The organism is Bradyrhizobium sp. 195 (assembly GCF_023101665.1).
In the GTDB taxonomy this organism is placed as follows: Bacteria; Pseudomonadota; Alphaproteobacteria; order Rhizobiales; family Xanthobacteraceae; genus Bradyrhizobium.
The window spans coordinates 3,309,106-3,332,864 of the sequence record NZ_CP082161.1; the positions used below are offsets into that span (position 1 = coordinate 3,309,106).

Sequence of the window (23,759 nt, forward strand, 5' to 3'; positions counted from 1 at the left end):
ATTGCTTCGCTGCGCTCCCAATGACGGGAGGAGAGACTCGCGCGAGTGTTTATCCCTTCGCTGCGGATACCGCCTTCACCGCCCAACCCTCACAAATTTCTTTCATCTTCGCGTTGCATCCGCGGAACAAAATCGCGCTGAACGTGTCATGGAACTGCGCGCCGCGCTCCCACGCGTTTTCCTCCAAATAGTCAAATAATATGACTAGTCGGAACCCGTCTTCCGTGAAATAGTGCCTCCCGCCGCCTCAAAGGGGTCGGTCTGCGGGTGCCATGCTACCTATTGGCGCCCGAGATAACACAAGATGATTTCTTGGGAGACACGCCTGATGACCCTCAAAGCCCTCTTTGCGGCCAGCGCCACGGCCGCGTTGCTGCTCGCGCTGCCGGCCAATGCCGGCCAGCTCACCATCGGCTTTTCGCAGATCGGATCAGAATCCGGCTGGCGCGCGGCCGAGACCTCGGTCTCCAAGCAGGAGGCTGCCAAGCGCAAGGTCAATCTCAAGATCGCCGACGCGCAGCAGAAGCAGGAGAACCAGATCAAGGCGATCCGTTCCTTCATCGCGCAGAACGTCGATGCAATCTTCCTCGCGCCCGTCGTCTCGACTGGCTGGGACTCGGTGCTGAAGGAGGCCAAGGAGGCCAAGATCCCGGTCGTGCTGCTCGACCGTGACATCGATCCCTCCGGCAAGGAGCTCTATCTCACCGCCGTCACCTCTGACAGCGTGCATGAAGGCGAGGTCGCCGGCGACTGGCTCGCCAAGACCGTCGGAGCCAAAGCCTGCAACATCGTCGAGCTGCAAGGCACGGTCGGCGCCAGCGTCGCCACCAACCGCAAGAAGGGGTTTGACACCGCGATTGCCAAGCATGCGAACCTGAAGGTGGTGCGCAGCCAGACCGGCGACTTCACCCGCGCCAAGGGCAAGGAAGTGATGGAAAGCTTCATCAAGGCCGAAGGCGGCGGCAAGAACATCTGCGCGGTCTACGCGCACAACGACGACATGATGGTCGGCGCGATCCAGGCGATGAAGGAGGCCGGTCTCAAGCCCGGCAAGGACGTCCTCACCGTCTCGATCGACGCGGTTCCTGATATCTTCAAGGCGATGGTCGCCGGCGAAGCCAATGCGACGGTCGAGCTGACGCCGAACATGGCAGGCCCCGCGCTCGATGTCGTCGCGGCCTTCAAGGACAAGGGGACGGTTCCGCCGAAATGGATCCAGACCGAGTCCAAGCTCTATACTGCCGCCGACGATCCGCAGAAGATCTACGACAGCAAGAAGGGCCTCGGTTACTGAGGCGGGCTTCGCCGGACCGCGCTTTGCGGTCCGGCACCCTCTTCGAAGCCGCTGCGCGAAGGAATAGGCTGGGTGTCCGCAATGTCGGCGGGCGCCGGTGGGAGTGACGTCGCCATGGAGAACAGCCCCGATCCTGCTCCGGCTCTGCTGGAGGTGCGCGGGATCAGCAAGAGCTTCGGCGCCGTGCGCGCGTTGCAGGAGGTCGCCTTCACGCTGCGCGCCGGCGAGATCCATGCGCTGCTCGGCGAGAACGGTGCCGGCAAGTCGACGCTGATCAAGGTCGTCACCGGCGTGTTCCCGCGCGATGCCGGCATCGTCAGTATCGGTGGCGACGAGATCGCGCCGCGCTCGGCCAAGGCGGCGGTGGCAGCGGGCATCGCCACCGTCTACCAGGAGGTCAATTTGCTGCCGAACCTTTCGGTGGCGCAAAACCTGTTCCTCGACCGCCAGCCGATGCGCTTCGGCATCGTGCGCGAAGGTGAAATGCGCCGCCGCGCCAAAGCGCTGCTGGCGGATTTCGGCCTGAATATCGACGTCGCCGCACCGCTCGGCAGCTATTCCGTCGCCATCCAGCACATCACCGCGATCGCCCGCGCGGTCGATCTTTCCGCCCGCGTGCTGATCCTGGACGAGCCGACCGCGAGCCTCGACCGCCACGAGGTCGAGATCCTGTTCGGCATCATGCGCCAGCTCGCAAAGCGCGGTATCGGCGTCGTCTTCGTCAGCCACTTCCTCGACCAGGTCTACGAGATATCCGACCGCATTACGGTGCTGCGCAACGGCCGCCTGGTCGGCGAGCGCGAGGCCGCCTCGCTGCCGCGGCTCGAGCTGATCCGGATGATGCTCGGCCGCGAGCTGGCCGAGACCACCAGTGCACGAGCCTCGGCAGGCGAGCACCGGGAACGCGAGGTCTGCGCCAGCTTCGAGAACTACGGCAAGGCCGGCTATGTCGCGCCGTTCAATCTGGAGCTGCGTCATGGCGAGGTCGTCGGTCTCGCCGGCCTGCTCGGCTCGGGCCGCACCGAGACGGCGCGGCTGGTGTTTGGCGCCGAGCGCGCCGATGGCGGGCAGGCGAGGGTAGAGGGCGCGCCCGTGCGGCTGCAGTCGCCGCGCGACGGCGTGCGCCACGGCTTTGGCTATTGTCCGGAAGAGCGCAAGACCGACGGCATCGTCGCCGAGCTCACCGTGCGTGAGAACATCGTGCTCGCGCTCCAGGCCAAGCGTGGCCTGCATCGCCCGCTGTCGGGCCGAGAGCAGGACGAGATCGCGCGCCGCTACGTCAAGATGCTCGACATCCGTCCTGCCGATCCCGAACGCCCCGTCGGCCTGTTGTCCGGGGGCAATCAGCAGAAAGTGCTGCTGGCGCGCTGGCTCGCGACGTCGCCGCGGCTGCTGGTGCTGGACGAGCCGACCCGCGGCATCGACGTCGGCGCGCATGCCGAGATCATCCGCCTGATCCGCGAGCTCTGCGACGACGGTCTGGCGCTGCTCGTGATCTCCTCCGAGCTGGACGAGATCGTGACCTATTCGGACCGCGTGGTGGTGCTGCGCGACCGCGCCCATGTCGAGGAGCTCGCGGGCGAGGCGATCGACGTCGGCAACATTCTCGCAGCCATCGCCGCCGATGCCGCCACCGTCGCGCTTGAGGCCCACACATGACAGCGCTGCTGCCGCGCCGCGGCCTTGCCCAGATCCTGGCGCTGATCGTCATCCTGGCGGTCGATCGCGTGGTGTCGCCGCAATTTTTCGATTTGCGGCTCCAGGACGGCCGGCTGTTCGGCAGCCTGATCGACGTGCTCAATCGCGGCACGCCGGTGGCACTGCTCTCGCTGGGCATGGTGCTGGTGATCGCAACGCGCGGCATCGATTTGTCGGTCGGCGCGGTCATGGCGATCTCAGGCGCGATCGCAGCGAGCCTTGCCGATAGCCACGGCCTGCCGGTGGTGCTGGCCGCCGCGCTTGGAGCGGGCCTTGTCTGCGGATTGTGGAACGGATTTCTCGTTGCGGTGCTCGGAATGCAGCCGATCGTGGCGACGCTGATCCTCATGGTGGCAGGGCGCGGCATTGCCCAGCTCATCACCGAAGGGCGCATCGTCACCTTCTCCTCGCCGGATCTGGTCTGGCTCGGCAATGGCGCGGTGCTTGGCCTTCCGGTGCCGGTCGCGATTGCCCTTTGCATGCTGATCCTGACCGGCGTCGTGGTCCGCGGTTCCGCGCTCGGGCTGCTGATCGAGGCGACCGGCGGCAATGCGCGGGCGAGCGAGCTTGCCGGCGTAGGCACGCGCGCGATGATCCTGGCGGTCTATGTCTGGTGCGGCGTCTGCGCCGCGCTCGCCGGCGTGATCGCGGCGGCCGACATCATGGGCGCGGATGCAAACAATGCGGGCCTCTGGCTCGAGCTCGACGCGATCCTGGCCGTGGTGATCGGCGGCACCTCGCTGTTCGGCGGCCGCTTCAGCCTCGTGCTCGCCGTGCTTGGGGCACTTATCATCCAAACCATGAACACTGGAATTTTGCTGTCCGGCTATCCGCCGGAATTCAACTTGCTGGTCAAGGCGGTGGTGGTGCTCGCGGTGCTGCTGTTGCAATCGCCGAAGCTGACCGGTTTTGCTGGCATCGTTGCGCGGCTGCGGAGGACCAAAGCATGAAAGGCCTTCCGCCCGTCCTGATCACGGCCATCGTGCTCGTCGCAGGCTTTGCGCTCTGCGCGGTGCAATTCCCCAACATCGCCTCGACCCGCGTGGTCGGCAATCTCCTCACCGACAACGCCTTCCTCGGCATCGTCGCGACCGGCATGACCTTCGTCATCATTTCCGGCGGCATCGATCTCTCGGTCGGCTCGGTGATCGGATTCACCACCGTCTTCGTCGCGCTCGCGATCGAGCGCTGGGGCATGCCGCCGCTGGTCGCCTTCGTTGCCATTCTCGCGCTCTCGGCGGCCTTTGGCGCGGCGATGGGCACGGTGATCCATGTCTTCGATCTACCACCGTTCATCGTGACGCTCGCCGGCATGTTCCTGGCGCGGGGCGCGAGCTTCCTGTTGTCCACGGAATCGGTGCCGATCACGGCACCCGTCTATTCGGCGGTTTCCGACTTCGCGCTGCGGATGCCCGGCGGCGGCAGATTGACGGCTATCGCGCTCATCATGCTCGTGATCGTCATCGGCGGAGCCTTGCTGCTGCAGCTCACCCGGTTCGGCGCCAATGTCTATGCGCTTGGCGGCAGCCGGGCCGCCGCGAGCCTGATGGGCGTTGCAGTCGGCAAGATGACGATCAAGATCTACATGCTGTCCAGCCTGCTGGCAGGGATCGCCGGCATCGTGTTCTCCTTCTACACCAGCGCCGGCTACTCGCTCTCCGCCGTCGGCGTCGAGCTCGACACCATCGCGGCCGTCGTGATCGGCGGCACGCTGCTCACGGGCGGGCAGGGCTCGGTGATCGGCACCTTCCTCGGCGTGCTGATTCAGGGCCTGATCCAGACCTACATCAATTTCGACGGTACGCTGTCGAGCTGGTGGACCAAGATCGCGACCGGCGTTTTGCTGTTCGCCTTCATCGCCTTGCAGCAGGGGTTGGTCGCGCTCGCGCGCCGGCCCGTAACGAAGAGCTTGGGAGCTGCGACATGACCTCGCGCATCGTCGTCATCCCGACGCGACGGGCTCACTCCAACCATGCGGAGGTCGCCCGCTCGATCGGCATCGACATCATCGCCGGCCGCTACGCGGAGGGAACGCGTCTGCCGGGCGATGCCGAGATGATCGCGATGTTCGGCGTGTCGCGGCCGGTGCTACGGGAGAGCGTGAAGACCCTGGTCGCCAAAGGCCTGCTCACCACCAAGGCGCGCGTCGGCACCGTCGTGCGAGAACGCGCGGCCTGGAACATGTTCGACGCCGACGTGCTGGCCTGGCATTTGGACGCCGGCATCGACAAGCGCTTCCTCAACGACCTTGCGGAAATACGTCTGGCTGTCGAGCCGCGCGCCGCAATGCTTGCGGCGGCGCAGAGGTCGGAGGAAGATCTCGTCGAGCTTCGCCGCTGTATGGACCGTATGCGTCTTGAAGCCTCCGATTCCGTCGGCTTTGCCGATGCCGATCTCGCGCTTCACGTCGCCGTGGCGCGCGCCTCCGGCAATTTGTTCATGCGTTCGATCGGCCATGTCATCGAAGCGGCTCTGCGCGCCTCGTTCCTGCTCAGCGCACCGGTCGAGCTGGAGGACCGCGACACCGTGCTGCTCTGGCATCAGAAGATCGTCGATGCCATCGCAGCGGGCGATGCCGAGGCAGCCTCGGAGGCGATGGTCTTCGTCATTCACAACGGCATGCATCGCCACGAGGGCGCCGTGATCGAGACCGCGCCGGCCGAGACGTTGCCATCCGTGGAATCTGGAGAGAATTCGTGACGGAACTTCGCATCGCCATCGTCGGCTTCGGCAAGATCGCGCGCGACCAGCATGTCGGCGCGATCGCCGCGGTGCCGGGCGCGACGCTGACCGCGGTTGCCAGCCGCAACGCCTCGCTGCCGGGACTGCCGCACTTCGCCACCATCGAGGAGTTGCTGGAGAAGGGGCCGGACGTCGATGCGGTCTCGCTCTGCACGCCGCCGCAGGTGCGCCGCGCCCAGGCCGCGGCGGCGCTCAAAGCCGGCAAGCATGTGATGCTGGAGAAGCCGCCGGGGATCGGCGTTGCCGAGCTCGATCCGCTGATCGCGATGGCGGCGGAGGCAAAGCGAACGCTGTTTGCGACCTGGCATTCGCGACATGCGCCGGCGGTCGAGCCCGCGCGACAATGGCTCGCTGGGCGATGCATCACGTCGGTGCATATCGACTGGAAGGAAGACGTTCGCGTCTGGCATCCGGGGCAGGGCTGGATCTGGGAGCCGGGCGGCCTTGGCGTGTTCGACCCCGGCATCAACGCGTTGTCGATCCTGACCAAAATCCTGCGCAAGCCGGTATTCGTCATCGCGGCCGAACTGGCCTTTCCCGCCAATTGCCAGGCGCCGATCGCTGCCAACCTGACACTGACCGATATCGACGGCCTGCCTGTGACCGCCGAGTTCGACTTTCGCCAGACCGGGCCGCAAAGCTGGGATATCCTCGTCGAAACCGATCAGGGCCGGATGACCTTGTCGAGCGGCGGTGCGCGCATGGCTGTCGATGGCAAGGTGCTTGCCGAGGCGCCCGATGAGGAATATCGCGGACTCTACCGGCGCTTCGTCGAGCTCGCGGCGACCGGCGCAAGCGACGTCGATCTGACGCCGCTTCGCCTCGTCGCCGACGCCTTCCTGCTCGGCCGGCGCACCGTCGTCGAACCGTTTGTGGATTAGACATGGCTGGCTCAAAAATCGAAAAAGATGTCTTCGGAACACTGCCGGACGGCCGCAACGTCGAGCGCATCGTGCTGCGCGGTGAGCGTGGGTTCGAAGCGCGCATCATCACCCATGGCGCGGTGATCCAGGCGCTGATCGCGCCGGACGCCAAAGGCGGATATGACGACGTCGTGCTCGGCCATGACGCCTTCGCCGGCTACCTCGCCGAGCGCAAGTTCCTGGGCGCCACCGTCGGCCGCTACGCCAACCGCATCGCCAAAGGACAGTTTTCGCTCGACGGCGAAACGATACAGCTTCCCGTCAACAACGGTCCGAACGCGCTGCATGGTGGCCTCGACGGTTTTGACCGCAAGCTCTGGGAGATTGCTGCGATCGAGGACGGCGCCCAGCCCGCGGTGACGCTCACTTATACGAGCCCGCATGGCGAGGAGAACTATCCCGGCAAGCTCGACGTCCGCCTGACCTATCGCATCACTGGCCCGTCCGAGCTGTCACTTGAGATGGAGGCGCGGACCGACCGGCCGACCATCGTCAACCTGACCAACCACAGCTTCTTCAATCTGGAGGGCGCAACATCCGGCACGCCGATCCTTGACCACAAGCTCACGGTCGCGGCCGAGCATTTCCTTGCCATCGATCCCACCGCGATTCCGCTGCCCGGTCCGCCGCGTAGCGTTGCCAGCACGCCGTTCGACTTCCGCGACGCCCAGGCGGTCGGCGCGCGTATCCGCGAGAGCCACGAGCAATTGCAGAGCGGCAGGGGCTACGACCACACCTACTGCCTCGCCCGTGACGGCAAGCTGGCGCTGGCCGCGCGGCTGGAGGCACCGCGCTCGGGGCGGATCATGGAGCTGTTCACCGACCAGCCCGGCCTTCAGGTCTATTCCGGCAATTATCTCGACGGCACGATTTCGGGGAAGGGCGGCAAGCTCATCCGGCAGTCGGACGCCATGTGCCTGGAGCCGCACATCTGGCCCGATGCGCCGAACCGGCCGGATTTTCCGAGCCCGCGCCTTGGGCCCGGCGAAGTCTACCGCCATCACACGGTCTATCGCTTCGGAGTGAGGACGCCATGATGGAACAGGTGCCGACCTCGATTCTTTCGGACGATCCCTGCCATCTCGGCGAGGGTCCGACCTACGACGTAACCACCGATACCGCCTGGTGGTTCGACATCCGCGAGGGACGGCTGTTCGAGGCGCAACTCGGCCGTGGCAGCATCCGCGTCCATGCGCTCGGCCGGATGGCGAGTGCGCTCGGGCGCATCGATGCCGAGCGGCAGTTGATCGTCGCCGAGGACGGGCTTTACGTCCGCAAGCTCGTTGACGGCGTGATGACGCTGTTGCTTCCGCTCGAAGCCGACAATCCAGCCACGCGCTCCAATGATTGCCGCGTGCACCAGTCCGGCACGTTCTGGATCGGGACCATGGGCAAGAAGGCCGAGCCGAAGGCCGGGGCGATCTACGCGCTCCATCGCGGCAAGATCTCGACGCTGTTTCCCGGCATCAGCATCCCCAACTCGATCTGCTTCTCGCCGGATGGCGCCACCGGCTATTTCACCGACACCCCGCGTGCGGTGCTCTACGCTGTCCCGCTCAATCCTGCGACCGGCCTGCCGCGCGGCGAGCCGGAGGTGCTCCTGCGCCACACCGGCATCGGGGGCCTCGACGGTTCGGTGTGCGATGCTGACGGGCAGATCTGGAATGCGTGCTGGGGCGCGAGCCGCATCGACGTCTATTCTCCGCAAGGGGAGCGGCTGCGCTCACTGAGCGTGCCGGCAAAGCAGGCGAGTTGTCCCGCTTTCGTCGGCCCCGATCTGTCGCGCCTCCTCGTCACGTCAGCCTGGCAGGATATGGACGCGGCCGCGCGCGCCGCCGATCCGCAAGCCGGTTGCACTTTTCTACTGGAGGCATCCGCGCGCGGTCGCGCGGAGCCCGACGTCAAGCTCGCATAGGAGACCCGAAAGCAGCCCACGACGACGTTCTCGATGAAACAAAGAAACAGTCTGACACCCAAGGGAGTAAAACATGCTGAAACTGAAGACGACATTCCTCGCGCTGGCGCTGGCCGGCGCTGCGTCCATGGCGATAGGCGTTACCGCGTCCGCCCAGGACAAGGCGACCGTGGGCATTGCGATGCCAACCAAATCGTCGGCGCGCTGGATCGACGACGGCAACAACATGGTCAAGGTGCTGAAGGAGCGCGGCTACAACACTGACCTGCAATATGCCGAAGACGACATCCCGAACCAGCTCTCGCAGGTCGAGAACATGGTGACCAAGGGCGCGAAAGCCCTGGTGATCGCGGCGATCGACGGCACCACGCTGTCCGATGTGCTCAAGCAGGCCAAGGCCAAAGGCATTACCGTGATCGCCTACGACCGCCTGATCCGCGGCACGCCGAACGTCGACTATTACGCGACCTTCGACAATTTCCAGGTCGGCGTGCTCCAGGCTGAGTCGATCGTACAGGGCCTCGGTCTCAAGGACGGCAAGGGCCCGTTCAACATCGAGCTGTTCGGCGGCTCGCCTGACGACAACAACGCCTACTTCTTCTACAACGGCGCGATGAGCGTGCTGAAGCCCTACATCGACAGCGGCAAGCTTGTCGTCGCCTCGGGCCAGATGGGCATGGACAAGGTCGCGACGCTGCGCTGGGACGGTGCCACCGCCCAGGCCCGCATGGACAATTTGCTCAGCGCCTACTACGGCAACAAGAAGATCAACGCCGTGCTGTCGCCCTATGACGGCATCTCGATCGGCATCATCTCCTCACTGAAGGGCGTCGGCTATGGCAGCGCCGATCAGCCGATGCCGATCATTTCGGGTCAGGACGCCGAGGTGCCCTCGATCAAGGCGGTGCTGCGCGGCGATCAATATTCGACCATCTTCAAGGACACCCGCGACCTCGCCAAGGTGACCGCCGACATGGTCGATGCCGCGCTGGCCGGCAAGCAGGTCACGGTCAACGACACCAAGACCTACGAGAACGGCGTCAAGACCGTGCCGTCCTATTTGCTCAAGCCGGTCGTGGTCTACAAGGACAATTGGGAGAAGGTTCTGGTCGACAGCGGCTACTACAAGAAGTCGCAGTTCCAGTAGGATTTTGTCCTGCTCGGTCATTCCGGGGCGATGCGTAGCATCGAACTATGGTGCGCAATTGCGCACCAGAGAATCTCGAGGTTCCGGGTTCGCCCTTCGGGCGCCCCGGAACGACGGCGAACTAAGGGTATGATGCCATGACCGCCATGCTGGAGATGCGCAACGTCAGCAAGAGCTTTGCCGGCGTGCAGGCGCTGCGCGACGTCAACTTCTCGGTTCACGCCGGGCAGATCCACGCGCTCGTCGGCGAGAACGGCGCCGGCAAGTCCACGCTGATGAAGGTGCTGAGCGGGGTCTACCCGCATGGAAGCTACGAGGGCACCATCGTCTTCGACGGCGAGGAGCGGCGCTTTCGCGACATCAACGATTCCGAGGCGCTCGGCATCATCATCATCCACCAGGAACTGGCGCTGATCCCGCTGATGTCGATCGCGGAAAACATCTTTCTGTCGCATCCGCCGTCCAAGCTTGGCGTCATCGACCGTGACGAGGTCTACCGGCGCACGCGTGAGCTGCTGGCGCAGGTGGGCCTGAAGGAATCTCCGGATACGCTGATCACCGATCTCGGTGTCGGCAAGCAGCAGCTGGTCGAGATCGCCAAGGCGCTGTCCAAGCGGGTGCGGATGCTGATCCTGGACGAGCCGACCGCCAGCCTCAACGAGGCCGACAGCGCCGCGCTGCTCGAACGCCTGATGGCGTTCCGCGAGCAGGGCATCGGTTCGATCCTGATCTCGCACAAGCTCAACGAGGTCGCCAAGGTCGCCGACCACATCACCGTGCTGCGCGACGGCCGCACCGTCGACAGCATCGATTGCCGCAGCGAGCCGATCCAGGAAGACCGCATCATCCGCAGCATGGTCAACCGCGATATGGCTCACCGCTTCCCGGAGCGTAACGCGAAGATCGGTGACCCCGTGCTCACTGTCGCAAACTGGTCGGTGTACCATCCGATTCATCCCGAGCGGCAGGTGATCAAGAATGTCGATTTCAGCGTCAGGCGTGGCGAGGTCGTCGGTATTGCCGGCCTGATGGGCGCCGGCCGCACCGAATTCGCCATGAGCCTGTTCGGCCGCTCCTGGGGCACCACGATTAGCGGCTCTCTCCGGCTCGAAGGCGGGGAGATGGTGCTGCCGAGTGTCGCTGCCGCGATCGACGCCGGCCTCGCCTATGTCACCGAGGATCGCAAGCAGCTCGGCCTGATCCTGGCCGACGACGTCCGCAAGAACATTACGCTCGCCAGCCTCGACCAGGTCGCCCCAAGCCGGGTGATCGACGACATCGCCGAGCTGAAGATCGCCAGCGACTATCGCACCCGCATGCGCATCCGCTGCTCCGACGTCTACCAGGAGACCGGCCAGCTCTCCGGCGGCAACCAGCAGAAGGTGGTGCTGTCGAAATGGCTGATGACCGACCCCAAGGTCCTGATCCTGGACGAGCCGACGCGAGGCATCGACGTCGGTGCCAAATACGAAATCTACTGTATCATCAACGAGCTGGCGGAAGCCGGCCGCGGCGTCGTGGTGATCTCCTCGGAGATGCCCGAGCTGCTCGGCATTTGCGACCGCATCTGCGTCATGAACGAGGGCGCCTTCGTCGGCGAGTTCAAGGGCCCTGACGCGACGCAGGAGAAGATTATGCGCGCCATCATGCGCAACGAACGAAACATTGGGAACGCCGCGCCAGCGGCCGCGGAGATGGGAGGATCGCAGCCATGACCGACAAGACGGTATCGCTGCCTGAAGAGCGCCGGCACGGCAGCTTCATCAAGAACAATTTGCGCAACTACGGCATGCTGATGTCGTTGATCGCGATCATGCTGTTCTTCCAGGTCATGACCGGCGGCACGCTGCTGCAGCCGCTCAATTTGACGAACCTGGTGCTGCAGAACAGCTACATCGTCATCATGGCGCTCGGCATGCTGCTGGTGATCGTCACCGGCCACATCGACCTCTCGGTCGGCTCGGTCGCCGGCTTCGTCGGCGCGGTGGCCGCCGTGCTGATGGTGACCTACAAGGTCGACTACACGCTCGCCTTCATCGCCTGCCTGTTGCTCGGCGCCGCCATCGGCGCGGCACAGGGCTATTGGGTGGCCTATTTCGGCATTCCGTCCTTCATCGTGACGCTGGCGGGCATGCTGGTGTTCAAGGGGCTCGCGCTTGCGGTGCTGCAGGGGCAGTCACTCGGCCCGTTCCCCGCGACGTTCCAGAAGCTGTCCTCCGGCTTCATTCCGGAGCTTCTGCCCGAAGCCGGCACGCTGCATCCGACCTCCATGCTGATCGGTGCCGTGCTCGCGCTCGGCCTCGTCTATGCCAGCGCCAAGGGCCGGTCACGTGAGCAATCGCATGGCATCGAGGTCGAGCCTTATGCGTTCTTCCTGGGAAAGAGCGTTCTGCTCGCCTGTGCGGTGCTCTATTTCACCTATCTGATCGCCTCGCATCGCGGCTTGCCGAACGTGCTGGTCATCATGACGGCCCTGATCGCCCTGTACGGCTTCGTCACCCGGCGCACCGTGATTGGCCGGCAGGTCTATGCGGTGGGCGGCAATGCGAAAGCGGCAAAACTGTCGGGCATCAAGACCGAGCGGCTGACCTTCCTCACCTTCGTCAACATGGGCGTGCTCGCCGCGCTCGCCGGCCTCGTCTTCGCTGCACGCCTCAACACCGCGACCCCGAAGGCCGGGCTCGGCTTCGAGCTCGACGTTATCGCCGCCTGCTTCATCGGCGGCGCTTCGGCCTATGGCGGTGTAGGCCGGGTCGGGGGGGCCGTGGTCGGCGCCATGATCATGGGCGTGATGAACAACGGCATGTCCATCCTCGGCATCGGCATCGACTATCAGCAGGTCATCAAAGGCCTGGTGCTGCTGGGGGCGGTCTGCATCGACGTGTACAATCAGCGGCGGTAGCAGATCGAAGTGGCCCAAAAAGGGTTGCGGATTTCTGCGGAAATTTGCAGGGTCTCCGATGCAGAGGGTATCCTTGGAGAAAGAGCTTGGAGCCGTACGGGAAGCTCGAATGGCATCAGCGGCACCCGGAGACGCGGTGTCGCCCCTCAGTCAAGCGGATGTCGTGGTCCTGGTTCTCCGCTGAGCTTGTGCAATTTTGGCAGACGGAGCTGGAATTTCGCGTCAAGGGAGATGCGGCCTTCCTGGCGTTGCATGATTCCATCCGCGCTGCGGGAGAGACGACGATCGACGGAGGGAGCCCTTCGACGCGAACCGATCTTCGAGACAGGCTGACGTTCGTGCCGGCCGGATCTTCGGTACAGGGCTGGAATCGCTTCAAGGGCGGCGTCTCGTCCGTCTTTGCGGTGCATCTCACCCCGGCCAAATCGGTTCGCACGGCAGACGATATCTCGGAAATTCCTCCATCGCTTTATTTCGAGAACGACAATCTCAAGGCGACGCTCCAGAAGCTCCAGAGTGTCGTGAATGGATCCGGCATCAACGACCATGCCTATGCGGAGACACTTGGGCTGTTGCTTTTGTGGGAGCTACGGCACGCCGCGGACCCGAAGCGTTCCCCTCGGAGTCAGGTCCGGGGAGGTCTGACTTTGCGTCAGCTGAGGCGCGTTCAGGAGTTTGTCGATGCTCAGATCTCGACCGAAATCTCGATATCCGACCTGGCAGGTGTGGCAGGGCTGAGCCATTACCACTTCATCAGGACGTTCAAGGAGGCAGCTGGACACTCGCCCTACCAATACGTCCTGTCGGAGCGAGCCCGCCATGCGAAAGGGCTGCTGCTGTCGACGCCCGATCTCTCGCTCGAAGACGTCGCACGAGCAGCAGGGTTTAGCGATACGTCGCAGCTGAATCGTGTATTTCGAAAATTCGTTGGTGTTACACCGACGGTTTTCCGGCGGGAAAGCGGCTCGCGTTTTCCATAGAGTTGCACCCGTCCCAATGAGTGGTCACGCGAGCCGACGCCAGGCGTTCGCCGATCAACACAAGTTCAGCAAGACCTCCCGCTCTCATCTTCTCCATCACTTTCTTGCGGTGAGCCTTGATCGTCCGTACCGACGTGCCGAGCTCGTGAGCCACCTGCTTGCTGATCTTCCCTCCAACAAGGAGCACGAATACCTGCCGTTCGCGCGGGGTTAAGGTTGCAAGGCGAGTTCGCAGATCATCGATTTCGCGTTTGAGCACGAGCGATGACCGGTGACGCGCCAGAGCTCGCGCGATCGCGTGAAGGAGTTCATCCGGTTCGACAGGCTTGATCAGGAAGTCTTCGGCGCCTGCCTTGATTGCCTTTACCGTCGTACTCACGTCGCAATAGCCGGTGAGAAACAGAATCGGAAGGCTCGAGCCGAGCTCCAGCAAACTGCTTTGCAGCGCCAGGCCACTCAAGCCGGGCATCCGGACATCTAGGAGGATGCAGCCGGGCTCGTTTTCGTTGCACGGCCGCTCCAGCACTTGCTCGGCCGACGCATAGGCGACCACGCGGTATCCGGACTGCTCCAATTGCCGTTGGAGCGCGGTACGGAAGGGAGCGTCGTCATCGACAATGTAGACCGTCCCCGGCAACTGATCTCCTGACAAGGAAGGCGCTGCCTTAGCTTAGCCTTCGCTGCCCGTGCGCTCCTGGATTCAGGTTTTTGGGTTCCCGCGATGGAAGTCAATGGCTTGACCTCCTTTCACCGCAAGAAATGGTATTCGCCGCAATTTTTGACACTCTTCCGCCTTTGGCTTTCCGGCCTTGCGAAATTACTGCGTCGTGAACAGCACCGCTGCGATCGCGACGGAGAGGCTCACCGCCGATACGGTTGCCACGGTCGACAGCACTCCCATTCGCCGGAGCGCGATGGCGAACGCGATGATGATGGGGGTCGCGGTCATCAGCCCGATTTGTGCATCGCTCATCGCATCGCTCGCCGTTTTGGGGGAACCGCCGGATGCATTCAACTTATGCCGGCGGGACGGGCGGAACGTTGCGATAGCGCAAACGCGCCTCCGGCCGGTTGCACTATTTGTGCGGCGACAAAGTCGGAGTCGCGCCGGTGGGATATCTGTTCGGCGTCTTGGTGCGGAAGTCAGATGTCGGCGACGGATTGCGAGCAACAGGGAACCGGCTGGGGAATCTTGGAAGATCTTCCCGGCGATCCCATGATCTGGGTGCTGATCTTCAGCGAGCTCGCCGCCTTCGGACTGTTCCTCGGCGCCTTCGTCATTGCTCGCGCGCTTCACCCGGCGGTCTTCGCGGCCGGTCAGGCCACTCTTGACGCGCATCTGGCCGGGATCAACACCATTGTGCTCGTGACCAGTGGCTGGGCTGCCGCGCGCGGAGCGGCTGCTGCGCGGGCGGACCAAAGCCGGCGCGCACGCGGCTGGCTGTTCGGCGCCATGGTCCTTGGCGCTCTCTTCATCGCGATCAAGTTGTTCGAATATGCCGGCGAGATCGCGTTGGGAAACGGCCTGGAGACGAGCTCGTTCTTCACGCTGTACTTCCTCCTGACCGGCTTCCATCTCCTGCATGTCGGCCTCGGCATCGTGATCCTGGCCGTAGTTTCCCGCAGTGCCAAGGCTGCCGACGTGGAGACAGGCACTGCGTTCTGGCACATGGTCGATCTGCTCTGGATCGTCATGTTTCCGATCATCTATCTGGTGCACCCGTGATTCCGGATCGTCTCGACATCGCCTGGATCACGTTGATCGGCCTTGCGCTCGCGACCATTCTGGTTCCGCCGCTGGTGTCGCGCCCGTTGTTCGCCAATGCGTTGCTGCTCACGTTTGCCGCGCTGAAGGGCCGCCGCATCGTGCTCGATTTCCTCGATCTTCGCTCTGCGCCGGCGCTCTGGCGGGGCCTTGTGAGTGCATGGGTCCTCGTCGTCGTGCTGTTTGCCTGGCTTGCTTCGGCCATCGTCGCCCTGATCTGACGCGCTCCTTGCGCTTCGTCAAAGAGCAACCCCGGCGGATCGGCAATAAATAGCATCACCTGATTTTCTCTCTACGACTCAAACCGGAAAAGGATTGGCAATGGCTGAACGCCTGACCAAGTCGGCCGCTCGAAATGTCTTCTACGGCGGTTCGGCCTTCTTCTTCGCCATTTTCATAGGGCTGACGGCGCACAGCCATTACTACATGGCCACGACCTCCACCGACGCGTCGACGCTGACCTCGTCGGTCGCGCGCGGCAAGCATGTCTGGGAGAAGAATTCCTGCATCAATTGCCACACCCTGCTGGGCGAGGGCGCCTATTTCGCGCCCGAGGTCGGCAACGTCTGGGATCGCTGGGGCGGCAACGAGGATCCGGCTGCGGCGCGCGAGACGCTGAAGGCCTGGATGCAGTCGCAGCCCTCGGGCGCAGAGGGCCGGCGGCAGATGCCGCAGTTCAACCTGACCGACCAGGAGCTCAACGACCTCGCTGACTTCCTGCAATGGACCAGCACGATCAAGCGTCAGAGCTGGCCGCCGAACAAGGCCGGCTGAGCATGATCCGGAAAAGTGTGAAGCGGTTTTCCGAAGAGATCATGCTCGAACAACAAGGCACGCTGCCTTCTTCTCAAGACAGAGAGAACCCGAGATGAAATATCAAACCCAGAAAGTCGCGATGCTGTATTTCTACGGCGCGCTGACCCTGTTCCTGGCCCAGGTCGTGTTCGGCCTTCTCGCCGGAACGATCTACGTCCTGCCCAACACGCTGTCGACCCTCCTGCCGTTCAACATCGTCAGGATGATCCACACCAACGCGCTGATCGTATGGTCGCTGATCGGCTTCATGGGAGCGACCTACTTCCTGCTCCCGGAAGAGACCGAAACCGAGCTCTATAGCCCGCTGCTGGCGAAGATCCAGTTCTGGATGTTCTTCGGCGCGGCCGGCGTCGCCGTGGTCGGTTATCTCTTCCACTATCACGAGGGCCGCGAGTTCCTCGAACAGCCCTTCATCATCAAGGTCGGCATCGTCGTCGTCTGCCTGATGTTCCTGTTCAACGTCACGATGACGGCACTGAAGGGCCGTAAGACCACGGTCACCAACATCCTGTTGTTCGGCCTGTGGGGCGTCGCGATCTTCTTCCTGTTCGCCTTCTACAACCCGGCGAACCTTGCCGTCGACAAGATGTACTGGTGGTACGTCGTCCATCTCTGGGTCGAAGGCGTCTGGGAGCTGATCATGGCCTCCATCCTCGCCTATCTGATGATCAAGCTCAACGGCATCGACCGCGAGGTCGTCGAGAAGTGGCTCTACGTCATCATCGGCCTTGCGCTGTTCTCGGGCATTCTCGGCACCGGCCACCATTTCTACTGGATCGGCGCGCCCGGCTACTGGCAGTGGATCGGCTCGCTGTTCTCCACGCTCGAGGTGGCGCCGTTCTTCACCATGGTGATCTTCACGGTGCAGATGACCTGGAAGGCCGGCCGCAAGCATCCGAACCGCGCTGCTCTGCTGTGGTCGGTCGGCTGCTCGGTGATGGCGTTCCTCGGCGCCGGCGTCTGGGGCTTCCTGCACACGCTGTCCTCGGTGAACTACTACACCCACGGCACCCAGGTCACCGCCGCGCACGGCCATCTCGCCTTCTTCGGCGCCTATGTGATGCTGAACTTGTCGGTGATGGCCTACGCGATCCCGCAGCTCAAGGGACGTGCGCCTTATAACCAGTGGCTCTCCATGACCAGCTTCTGGATCATGTGCACGGCGATGATGACCATGACCTTCGCGCTGACCTTCGCCGGCGTGGTCCAGGTTCACCTGCAGCGTGTGCTCGGTCAGGGCTACATGGACGTGCAGGATCAGCTCGCGATGTTCTATTGGGTCCGGCTCGGCTCCGGTGTGTTCGTGGCGATCTCCGCGCTGATGTTCGTCTGGGCCGTGCTGGTGCCGGGCCGCGAGAAGCAGGCGGCCATTCCCGCCGCGCTGCAGCCTGCCGAGTAAACGCGAATGGCGGCCGCGGTTTGTCGCGGCCGCCTGCTTCCTGGAAAGTCCGGAGAGACATCATGAAAGCTGCACTCCACACCGTGACCTCGACGCCCGAGTTGCCGGCCTATGTTCCATCCGGAAACGAATGCGAGCTCTTCGAGCATGCTTGGCGAAGGCGTTTGCCGGTGCTGCTCAAGGGGCCGACCGGTTGCGGCAAGACGCGCTTCGTTGCGCATATGGCGGCGCGGCTGGGACTGCCGCTTCACACCGTCGCCTGTCATGACGATCTGACCGCCGCCGATCTCACCGGCCGCTATCTGCTCCGGGGCGGCGACACCGTGTGGACCGACGGTCCGCTGACGCGCGCCGTACGCGAGGGCGGCATCTGCTATCTCGACGAGGTCGTGGAGGCGCGCAAGGACGTCACCGTCGTGCTGCATCCTCTGACCGACGATCGCCGCATCCTGCCGCTGGAACGTACCGGCGAGGAGTTGGTGGCGACGAACAGCTTCATGCTCGTGGTCTCCTACAATCCCGGCTACCAGACGCTGCTGAAGGCGTTGAAACCCTCGACGCGCCAGCGCTTCGTCGCCATCGAATTCGACTTCCTGCCGCCGGAGCAGGAGATCGGCGTCGTTTCCGCCGAAAGCGGGCTGTCGCCGGAGCGCGTGCGGCCGCTGGTCGGGCTGGCTGGGCGGCTGCGCGCGCTCAAGGGCCACGATTTGGAGGAGGGCGTCTCGACCCGGCTCGTGGTCTATTGCGCGACCCTGATTGCCGCGGGCACGCCGATTGCCGATGCCGTGCTGGCCGGCATGATCGAACCGCTCACCGACGATTCCGACGTGAAGGCGGCGCTGCTGGACGTCGCACGCGCCGTCATCGGGTGAGGCCGCGCCCATGCTGGACTTCCTCGAACTGGAGGAGACGGTCGGCCGCGCCTGGCACCGGATGGTCGGCGGCACCGCGAGCTATCCGGTTCACGCCGATCAGGCCGTCGCACTTGCCGAGATGAGGGGCCGGCTCGCGGTGATGTTCCGCGCGCTCGGCGGCGAGACCGGAGTGCAGATCGCAAGCGCAGGTGCTCGGAAATCGGGACACCGTCTCGGCTGGCGCCAGCGCATCGGCCTCGGAGACGAGCGATTGGAGCAGCCGGGTCGCGACGCGGCAACCATCTTCCTCCCCGATCGCATCTCGATCTTTCCCGACCGGGCCTTGAACGCGGCGCTCTATCGCTGGCTTGCGGCGTGGTTCGCCGCCGCACCGATCGAGACCATCACGGAAGCCGATCCGCTGCGGCGGGATCTTCTGGTGTTGCGCCGGGCGAGCGAGACGGCGGTCTGGGTGCTCACGCAATTTCCCGGGCTCGTCGCTGATTACGCGAAGCTCGCCGCAGCAACTGCCGGGGCCCGGCCTCGTCGTCCCTTGCCACGCATCGAGCAGGAGGTCGAACAGATCGTGCTGGCCTTGCTCGGCGCCGGCAAGGCGCCTGCGGGCAGATTGTGGCCGGCGATGATGGGGACGGGCCCGCTGCCGGACGAGGCGCCGCCGGGCTATCATTCGATCCTGCCGTGCCCGCTCTGGGGGGATTGCTGGACGCGAGAACTCTCGCCCGCAAATGCCGGCGAGGACGAGTGCGCACCGGGGGCGGAGGCCGCGACTGAGGACGATCGCAAGCGCTTTGCGGTCCGCGAGCGCGAGGACGATGCCAATCGCCGCGATCCTTTCGTGCTCAACCGCTTCGAGAAGATCCTCGCGATGGCCGAGATGGTCAATGTCGACCGTCCGGCCGACGACAGCGAGGACGAGGATGCGCAGAAAGCGGCCGACGATCTCGAGGAGATCACGCTCAGCCGCCGTAGCGGCAAGCCGGCCAGCCGGTTCAAGTTCGATCTCGACCTGCCACCGGAAGCCCTCGATGCGTCGCGGCTGAACGCGGATATCACCTATCCCGAATGGGACTATCGCAGCGGCTCCTATCTGCCGGATCATTGCCGCGTGCTCGCGGGCGCGGCCTCCGAGCAAGGTGAGAGTTGGACGCCCGACGACGCCACGCGCCGGCATATCCGCCAGGTGCGCCGCCGATTCGAGGTGTTGCGGCCGCGCCACGAACTGATGCGCGCCCAGGCCGACGGACACGACCTCGATCTCGACGCGCTCGTGCGAGCGCAGTGCGACTTGCGCGCCGGCAGCGGCGGCAGCGGTCTCGATCGCATCCATGTCGCCATGCGCCCGCAAGGGCACGATCTCGCCGTCACGCTGCTCGTCGACGTCTCGCTGTCCACGGACGCCTGGGTCGATGGCTATCGCGTGCTCGACGTCGAGAAGGAGGCGCTGCTGGTGCTCGCCCACGGGCTTTCGGCCTGCGGCGATCACCACAGCATCCTCACCTTCACCTCGCGCCGGCGCTCCTGGGTGCGGCTGGAAACCGTCAAGGCCTTCGGCGAGCCGATGAGCGGGGCGGTGGAGCGCCGGATCGGCGCGCTGAAGCCCGGTTATTACACGCGGATCGGCACGGCGGTGCGCCACGCCGCCGCCGAGCTCGCTCGCCAGCCGCAGCGCAAGAAGCTGCTGATCGTCCTCACCGACGGCAAGCCGAATGACGTCGATCATTACGAGGGCCGCTTCGCGGTCGAGGACACCCGCAAGTCGGTGCAGGAGGCGCGCCGGCTCGGCATCGCCGCCTTCGGCGTCACGGTTGACGCAACAGCGCAATCCTACTTCCCGACCCTGTTCGGCCGCGGCGGCTATGCCATCGTCGGCAACATCAAGCGGCTGCCCGCGGCACTGCCGGCGATCTATCGACAGGTCGCGCATTGATGGCGGAAAAACCTGAGGGCGACCATTCTCAGTGAGCTATTGCTCATCAATTGAGTATATGATCGAATGGCTGGATGGACCACGGCCGGTCAAGCCCCGATCTGATCATCTTCGATTGCGACGGCGTGCTCGTCGACAGCGAGCTGTTGAGCTGCCGGTGCCTGTCGGAAGTTCTCTCCGAATTCGGCATCGGGCTCAGCGTAGAGCAAGCGCTCGAGCTCTTCTTGGGGCGTAGCACCAAGGCGATCGAGCAGCATTATCGCAATCTCGGGCAGGTCGTGCCGGACGGATTTCTGCCGCGCTTGAAGTCGCAAGTGCTGACGACGTTCGCAGCTTCGCTTCAGCCGATCCCCGGCGTTGCGGGCGTGATGTCCGACTTGTCCGTGCCGTGTTGCGTGGCCTCATCCAGCGACATCGACCGCGTCGCGCTCTCGCTTGACATCACCGGCCTGCGGACGCATTTCGCCAACCGGATCTACACCGCGCAAATGGTCAGGCACGGCAAGCCGGCGCCCGATCTGTTTCTCCTCGCGGCGGAGAGGATGGGGGTACAGCCTGCGCGCACGCTGGTGATCGAGGACAGCGTCAGCGGCGTGCAGGCGGGCAAGGCGGCCGGCATGACCGTCTGGGGATTTGTCGGCGGCAGCCATTATCGTGGACGCGACGGCCGGGCTATATTGTCTGGCGCGGGGGCCGACCGGGTGTTCTCGCGCATGATCGACTTCCGGGAGGCGTGAGGCCCGCATGGCCGCCGAGAACGACAGATCGCGACTCGACGATGCCGCGCGCGCCGGCTGGCTCTATTTCATCGCCGGTCACACCCAGGACGAGATCGCAAAGATGCTCCAGGTCTCGCGCGCCTCGGCGCAGCGGCTGGTCTCGCTGTGCCTGGCCGAGCGCCTCATCACCTTCCGGCTCGAGCATCCCATCGCCGCCTGCATGGAGCTTGCGGCGCGCCTGAAGGAGCGCTTTGATCTCGTTCATTGCGAGGTGGTTCCGGCCGATCCGGCGGCGCCGCAAGCCACTGCGGGTATCGCCGAGCGTTGCGCCAACCTGCTCGATTCCACGCTGCGTTCGGAGACGCCGGTCATCGTCGCGCTCGGCACCGGCCGGGCGGTGCGCGCCGCAGTCGAGCGTGTGACGCCGATCGACCGGCCCAATCACCAGATCGTCTCGCTGGTCGGCAACATCTCCGCCGACGGCTCGGCGAGCTTTTACGACACCGTCGGCCGGCTCGCAGACCGCACCGGTGCGCGGCACTATCCGATGCCGCTGCCGTTCTTGATGTCGTCCGAGGACGAGCGCAACAAGATGGTCCGCATCGAGCCGATCACCAAGGTGAAGGCGGTCGCCGCCAAGGCGGATTTGCGCCTCGTCGGTATCGGCCAGATGGACCAGAAGGCGCAGGTCCATGTCGACGGCTTCGTTACCCGCGACGAATTGTTCGAGATGATGCGGCTGGGTGCCATCGGCGAGATCACCGGCTGGGCCTATGATTCCAAGGGCCGCCTGCTCAAATCCGGCACCAACAAGCGCCTCACCAGCATTCCGCCGGAAGTGCCGGCGAAGGCCACGACGATCGCTGCGGCGGTCGGTGCTGCCAAGGTGGTGGCGATCGCGGCGGCGCTGAGCGGGGGCCTGATCAACGGGTTGATCACCGACGAGACGACCGCAACGGCGATCCTGGAGCGGTAGGGGGCGATTTCGCCACTTGCGCCGCTGCGCTCCCTCTCCCGCTTGCGGGAGAGGGCTGGGGAGAGGGTCTCTCCGCTGGCAAGACTCCCCAAGAGGAGAAAGCCCTCACCCGTATCGCATCTGGCGATGCGATACGACCTCTCCCGCAACCGGGAGAGGTGGAGCAAGCCGCGCCACTCGTTCCGGACAACTGCCGCCACTTTCACGTCGCGTGCTTCCGTTCCCTCCCGCACCGCAGCACTCATAAGTTGCGCAAAGGCCGGCGCACCTGCTTGACAACCGCCCTCGCTTGCGTTGAACATACGCTCAACGCGTGAGCATATGCTCAAAACGCGAGTTTGTGGGAGGTCACCGTGAAACATGTCCTGGGCGCCGTCTGCGGCGCGTCTGCACTTTTGCTGGCCGTCCCCGCGATGGCCGAAACGACCCTGACGATCGCCACCGTCAACAATGGCGACATGATCCGCATGCAGGGGCTGACGGCCGAATTCACCAACAAGAACCCCGACATTTCAGTGAAATGGGTGACGCTCGAGGAGAACGTGCTGCGCCAGCGCGTCACCACCGACATCGCCACCAAGGGCGGCCAGTTCGACGTGCTCACCATCGGCACCTATGAGGTGCCGATCTGGGCCAAGAAGGGCTGGCTGGTGCCGCTCGCCAATCTCGGCGGCGATTATGACGTCGCCGACCTCCTGCCCAAGATCAAGGATGCGGTCTCCGTCGATGGCAAGCTCTATGCCGCGCCGTTCTATGGCGAGAGTTCGATGGTGATGTATCGCACCGATTTGTTCGAGAAGGCCGGCCTGAAGATGCCGGAGAAGCCGACCTGGGATTTCGTGATCGATGCGGCCAAGAAGCTGACCGACAAGAGCGCCGGCACCTACGGCATTTGCCTCCGCGGCAAGGCCGGCTGGGGCGAGAACATGGCGTTCCTCTCGGCCATGGCCAATTCCTACGGTGCGCGCTGGTTCGACGAGAAGTGGGCGCCGCAATTCAACACGCCGGAATGGAAGGCGACACTGACGACTTACGTCAATCTGATGAAGGAGGCCGGCCCTCCCGGCGCGAGCTCCAACGGGTTCAACGAGAACCTTGCGCTGTTCAATGCCGGCAAGTGCGCCATGTGGATCGACGCCACGGTCGCGGCATCCTTCGTCACCAACCCGAAGGATTCCAAGGTCGCTGACAAGGTCGGCTTCGCGCTCGCGCCCAACACCGGGCTCGGCAAGAACGCCAACTGGCTGTGGGCCTGGAACCTCGCGATCCCCGCCGGCTCCAAGAAGTCGGAAGCTGCCGAGAAGTTCATCGCCTGGGCGACGAGCAAGGATTACACCAAGCTCGTCGCGTCGAAAGAGGGCTGGGCCAACGTGCCGCCAGGCACGCGCACCTCGCTTTACAAGAACGATGAATATCTGAAGGTCGCCCCGTTCGCGAAACTGACGCTGGCCTCGATCGACGCGGCCGATCCGAACAAGCCCACGGTGAAGCCGGTGCCTTATGTCGGCGTGCAATACGCCGCGATCCCCGAATTCCAGGGCATCGGCACCCAGGTCGGCCAGCAATTCTCGGCCGCGCTGGCGGGATCAATGACGGTCGATGCCGCGCTTACCGCGGCGCAGTCCGCGACCGAGCGCGAGATGAAGCGCGCCGGCTACATCAAGTGAACCCGAGCTCTTCC

At 64.4% G+C, this 23,759-nt stretch carries 23 protein-coding genes; 21 read left to right on the plus strand and 2 right to left on the minus strand.

Features of this window, described 5'->3' with window-relative positions; genetic code table 11:
* Positions 1–328 precede the first annotated feature (328 nt).
* From ytfQ to IVB26_RS15290, 12 genes are all read left to right on the plus strand, one after another.
* The gene (gene ytfQ, locus IVB26_RS15235) at positions 329–1,294 is read left to right on the plus strand and encodes a galactofuranose ABC transporter, galactofuranose-binding protein YtfQ (RefSeq protein WP_246920371.1); all 966 of its coding nucleotides are present in this window, start codon (positions 329–331) and stop codon (positions 1,292–1,294) included.
* A gap of 114 nt (positions 1,295–1,408) precedes the next feature.
* Positions 1,409–2,953 (plus strand): sugar ABC transporter ATP-binding protein, encoded by a 1,545-nt coding sequence (locus IVB26_RS15240; RefSeq protein ID WP_247973170.1) that lies wholly within the window; start codon positions 1,409–1,411, stop codon positions 2,951–2,953.
* Positions 2,950–3,942: an ABC transporter permease gene (locus tag IVB26_RS15245; protein WP_247972398.1), complete on the plus strand. Its 993-nt coding sequence runs from the start codon at positions 2,950–2,952 to the stop codon at positions 3,940–3,942. The genes IVB26_RS15240 and IVB26_RS15245 overlap by 4 nt, the downstream gene beginning before the upstream one ends.
* Complete coding sequence (gene yjfF, locus IVB26_RS15250; RefSeq protein ID WP_247972399.1) at positions 3,939–4,919, plus strand: galactofuranose ABC transporter, permease protein YjfF; 981 nt, start codon at positions 3,939–3,941, stop codon at positions 4,917–4,919. Before IVB26_RS15245 ends, yjfF begins: the two co-directional genes overlap by 4 nt.
* Positions 4,916–5,692: a FadR/GntR family transcriptional regulator gene (locus IVB26_RS15255; RefSeq protein ID WP_247972400.1), complete on the plus strand. Its 777-nt coding sequence runs from the start codon at positions 4,916–4,918 to the stop codon at positions 5,690–5,692. Before yjfF ends, IVB26_RS15255 begins: the two co-directional genes overlap by 4 nt.
* A complete protein-coding gene (locus IVB26_RS15260) occupies positions 5,689–6,615 on the plus strand; it encodes a Gfo/Idh/MocA family protein (RefSeq protein ID WP_247972401.1) in 927 nt (308 codons plus the stop codon). Before IVB26_RS15255 ends, IVB26_RS15260 begins: the two co-directional genes overlap by 4 nt.
* A 2-nt stretch (positions 6,616–6,617) precedes the next feature.
* Positions 6,618–7,694: an aldose epimerase family protein gene (locus tag IVB26_RS15265; protein WP_247972402.1), complete on the plus strand. Its 1,077-nt coding sequence runs from the start codon at positions 6,618–6,620 to the stop codon at positions 7,692–7,694.
* Positions 7,694–8,572, plus strand: coding sequence for an SMP-30/gluconolactonase/LRE family protein (locus IVB26_RS15270; protein ID WP_247973171.1), 879 nt, complete (start codon positions 7,694–7,696; stop codon positions 8,570–8,572). Before IVB26_RS15265 ends, IVB26_RS15270 begins: the two co-directional genes overlap by 1 nt.
* 73 nt (positions 8,573–8,645) lie before the next feature.
* On the plus strand, positions 8,646–9,719 hold the full coding sequence (gene chvE, locus IVB26_RS15275) for a multiple monosaccharide ABC transporter substrate-binding protein (protein WP_247972403.1): 1,074 nt from the start codon (positions 8,646–8,648) through the stop codon (positions 9,717–9,719).
* Between the two features lie 137 nt (positions 9,720–9,856).
* Positions 9,857–11,434, plus strand: coding sequence for a multiple monosaccharide ABC transporter ATP-binding protein (gene mmsA, locus IVB26_RS15280; RefSeq protein WP_247972404.1), 1,578 nt, complete (start codon positions 9,857–9,859; stop codon positions 11,432–11,434).
* Positions 11,431–12,621 carry a multiple monosaccharide ABC transporter permease gene (gene mmsB / locus IVB26_RS15285; protein WP_212092402.1) on the plus strand — a complete coding sequence of 397 codons (1,191 nt, stop codon included), beginning with the start codon at positions 11,431–11,433 and terminating at the stop codon, positions 12,619–12,621. The genes mmsA and mmsB overlap by 4 nt, the downstream gene beginning before the upstream one ends.
* An 86-nt stretch (positions 12,622–12,707) precedes the next feature.
* Positions 12,708–13,601 (plus strand): helix-turn-helix domain-containing protein, encoded by an 894-nt coding sequence (locus IVB26_RS15290; RefSeq protein ID WP_247972405.1) that lies wholly within the window; start codon positions 12,708–12,710, stop codon positions 13,599–13,601.
* Here IVB26_RS15290 and IVB26_RS15295 read toward each other — a convergent pair.
* Together IVB26_RS15295 and IVB26_RS15300 are read right to left on the minus strand one after the other, a co-directional pair.
* Positions 13,555–14,238 carry a response regulator transcription factor gene (locus IVB26_RS15295; protein WP_247972406.1) on the minus strand — a complete coding sequence of 228 codons (684 nt, stop codon included), beginning with the start codon at positions 14,236–14,238 and terminating at the stop codon, positions 13,555–13,557. The genes IVB26_RS15290 and IVB26_RS15295 overlap by 47 nt on opposite strands.
* 180 nt (positions 14,239–14,418) lie before the next feature.
* Positions 14,419–14,574 carry a hypothetical protein gene (locus IVB26_RS15300; RefSeq protein WP_091892367.1) on the minus strand — a complete coding sequence of 52 codons (156 nt, stop codon included), beginning with the start codon at positions 14,572–14,574 and terminating at the stop codon, positions 14,419–14,421.
* 174 nt (positions 14,575–14,748) lie between these two features.
* Between IVB26_RS15300 and IVB26_RS15305 the strand changes: the two genes are divergently transcribed.
* The 9 genes from IVB26_RS15305 to IVB26_RS15345 all read left to right on the plus strand — a co-directional run bounded on the left by IVB26_RS15305 (position 14,749) and on the right by IVB26_RS15345 (position 23,745).
* The gene (locus tag IVB26_RS15305) at positions 14,749–15,327 is read left to right on the plus strand and encodes a cytochrome c oxidase subunit 3 family protein (protein ID WP_247972407.1); all 579 of its coding nucleotides are present in this window, start codon (positions 14,749–14,751) and stop codon (positions 15,325–15,327) included.
* The gene (locus IVB26_RS15310) at positions 15,327–15,587 is read left to right on the plus strand and encodes a cytochrome C oxidase subunit IV family protein (RefSeq protein ID WP_404979149.1); all 261 of its coding nucleotides are present in this window, start codon (positions 15,327–15,329) and stop codon (positions 15,585–15,587) included. The genes IVB26_RS15305 and IVB26_RS15310 overlap by 1 nt, the downstream gene beginning before the upstream one ends.
* A 100-nt stretch (positions 15,588–15,687) precedes the next feature.
* Positions 15,688–16,140, plus strand: a complete 453-nt coding sequence (locus IVB26_RS15315) for a c-type cytochrome (RefSeq protein ID WP_247327479.1) — start codon at positions 15,688–15,690, stop codon at positions 16,138–16,140.
* A gap of 94 nt (positions 16,141–16,234) precedes the next feature.
* Entirely contained in the window at positions 16,235–17,581 is a 1,347-nt protein-coding gene (locus IVB26_RS15320) for a cbb3-type cytochrome c oxidase subunit I (RefSeq protein ID WP_247972408.1), read from the plus strand.
* A gap of 62 nt (positions 17,582–17,643) precedes the next feature.
* Entirely contained in the window at positions 17,644–18,453 is an 810-nt protein-coding gene (locus tag IVB26_RS15325) for a CbbQ/NirQ/NorQ/GpvN family protein (RefSeq protein ID WP_247972409.1), read from the plus strand.
* Between the two features lie 10 nt (positions 18,454–18,463).
* On the plus strand, positions 18,464–20,383 hold the full coding sequence (locus IVB26_RS15330; protein ID WP_247972410.1) for a nitric oxide reductase activation protein NorD: 1,920 nt from the start codon (positions 18,464–18,466) through the stop codon (positions 20,381–20,383).
* 74 nt (positions 20,384–20,457) lie between these two features.
* Positions 20,458–21,120 carry an HAD family hydrolase gene (locus tag IVB26_RS15335; RefSeq protein WP_247972411.1) on the plus strand — a complete coding sequence of 221 codons (663 nt, stop codon included), beginning with the start codon at positions 20,458–20,460 and terminating at the stop codon, positions 21,118–21,120.
* Between the two features lie 7 nt (positions 21,121–21,127).
* Positions 21,128–22,078: a sugar-binding transcriptional regulator gene (locus tag IVB26_RS15340; RefSeq protein WP_247972412.1), complete on the plus strand. Its 951-nt coding sequence runs from the start codon at positions 21,128–21,130 to the stop codon at positions 22,076–22,078.
* A 353-nt stretch (positions 22,079–22,431) separates the two neighbouring features.
* Complete coding sequence (locus IVB26_RS15345; protein WP_247972413.1) at positions 22,432–23,745, plus strand: ABC transporter substrate-binding protein; 1,314 nt, start codon at positions 22,432–22,434, stop codon at positions 23,743–23,745.
* Positions 23,746–23,759: the final 14 nt, after the last annotated feature.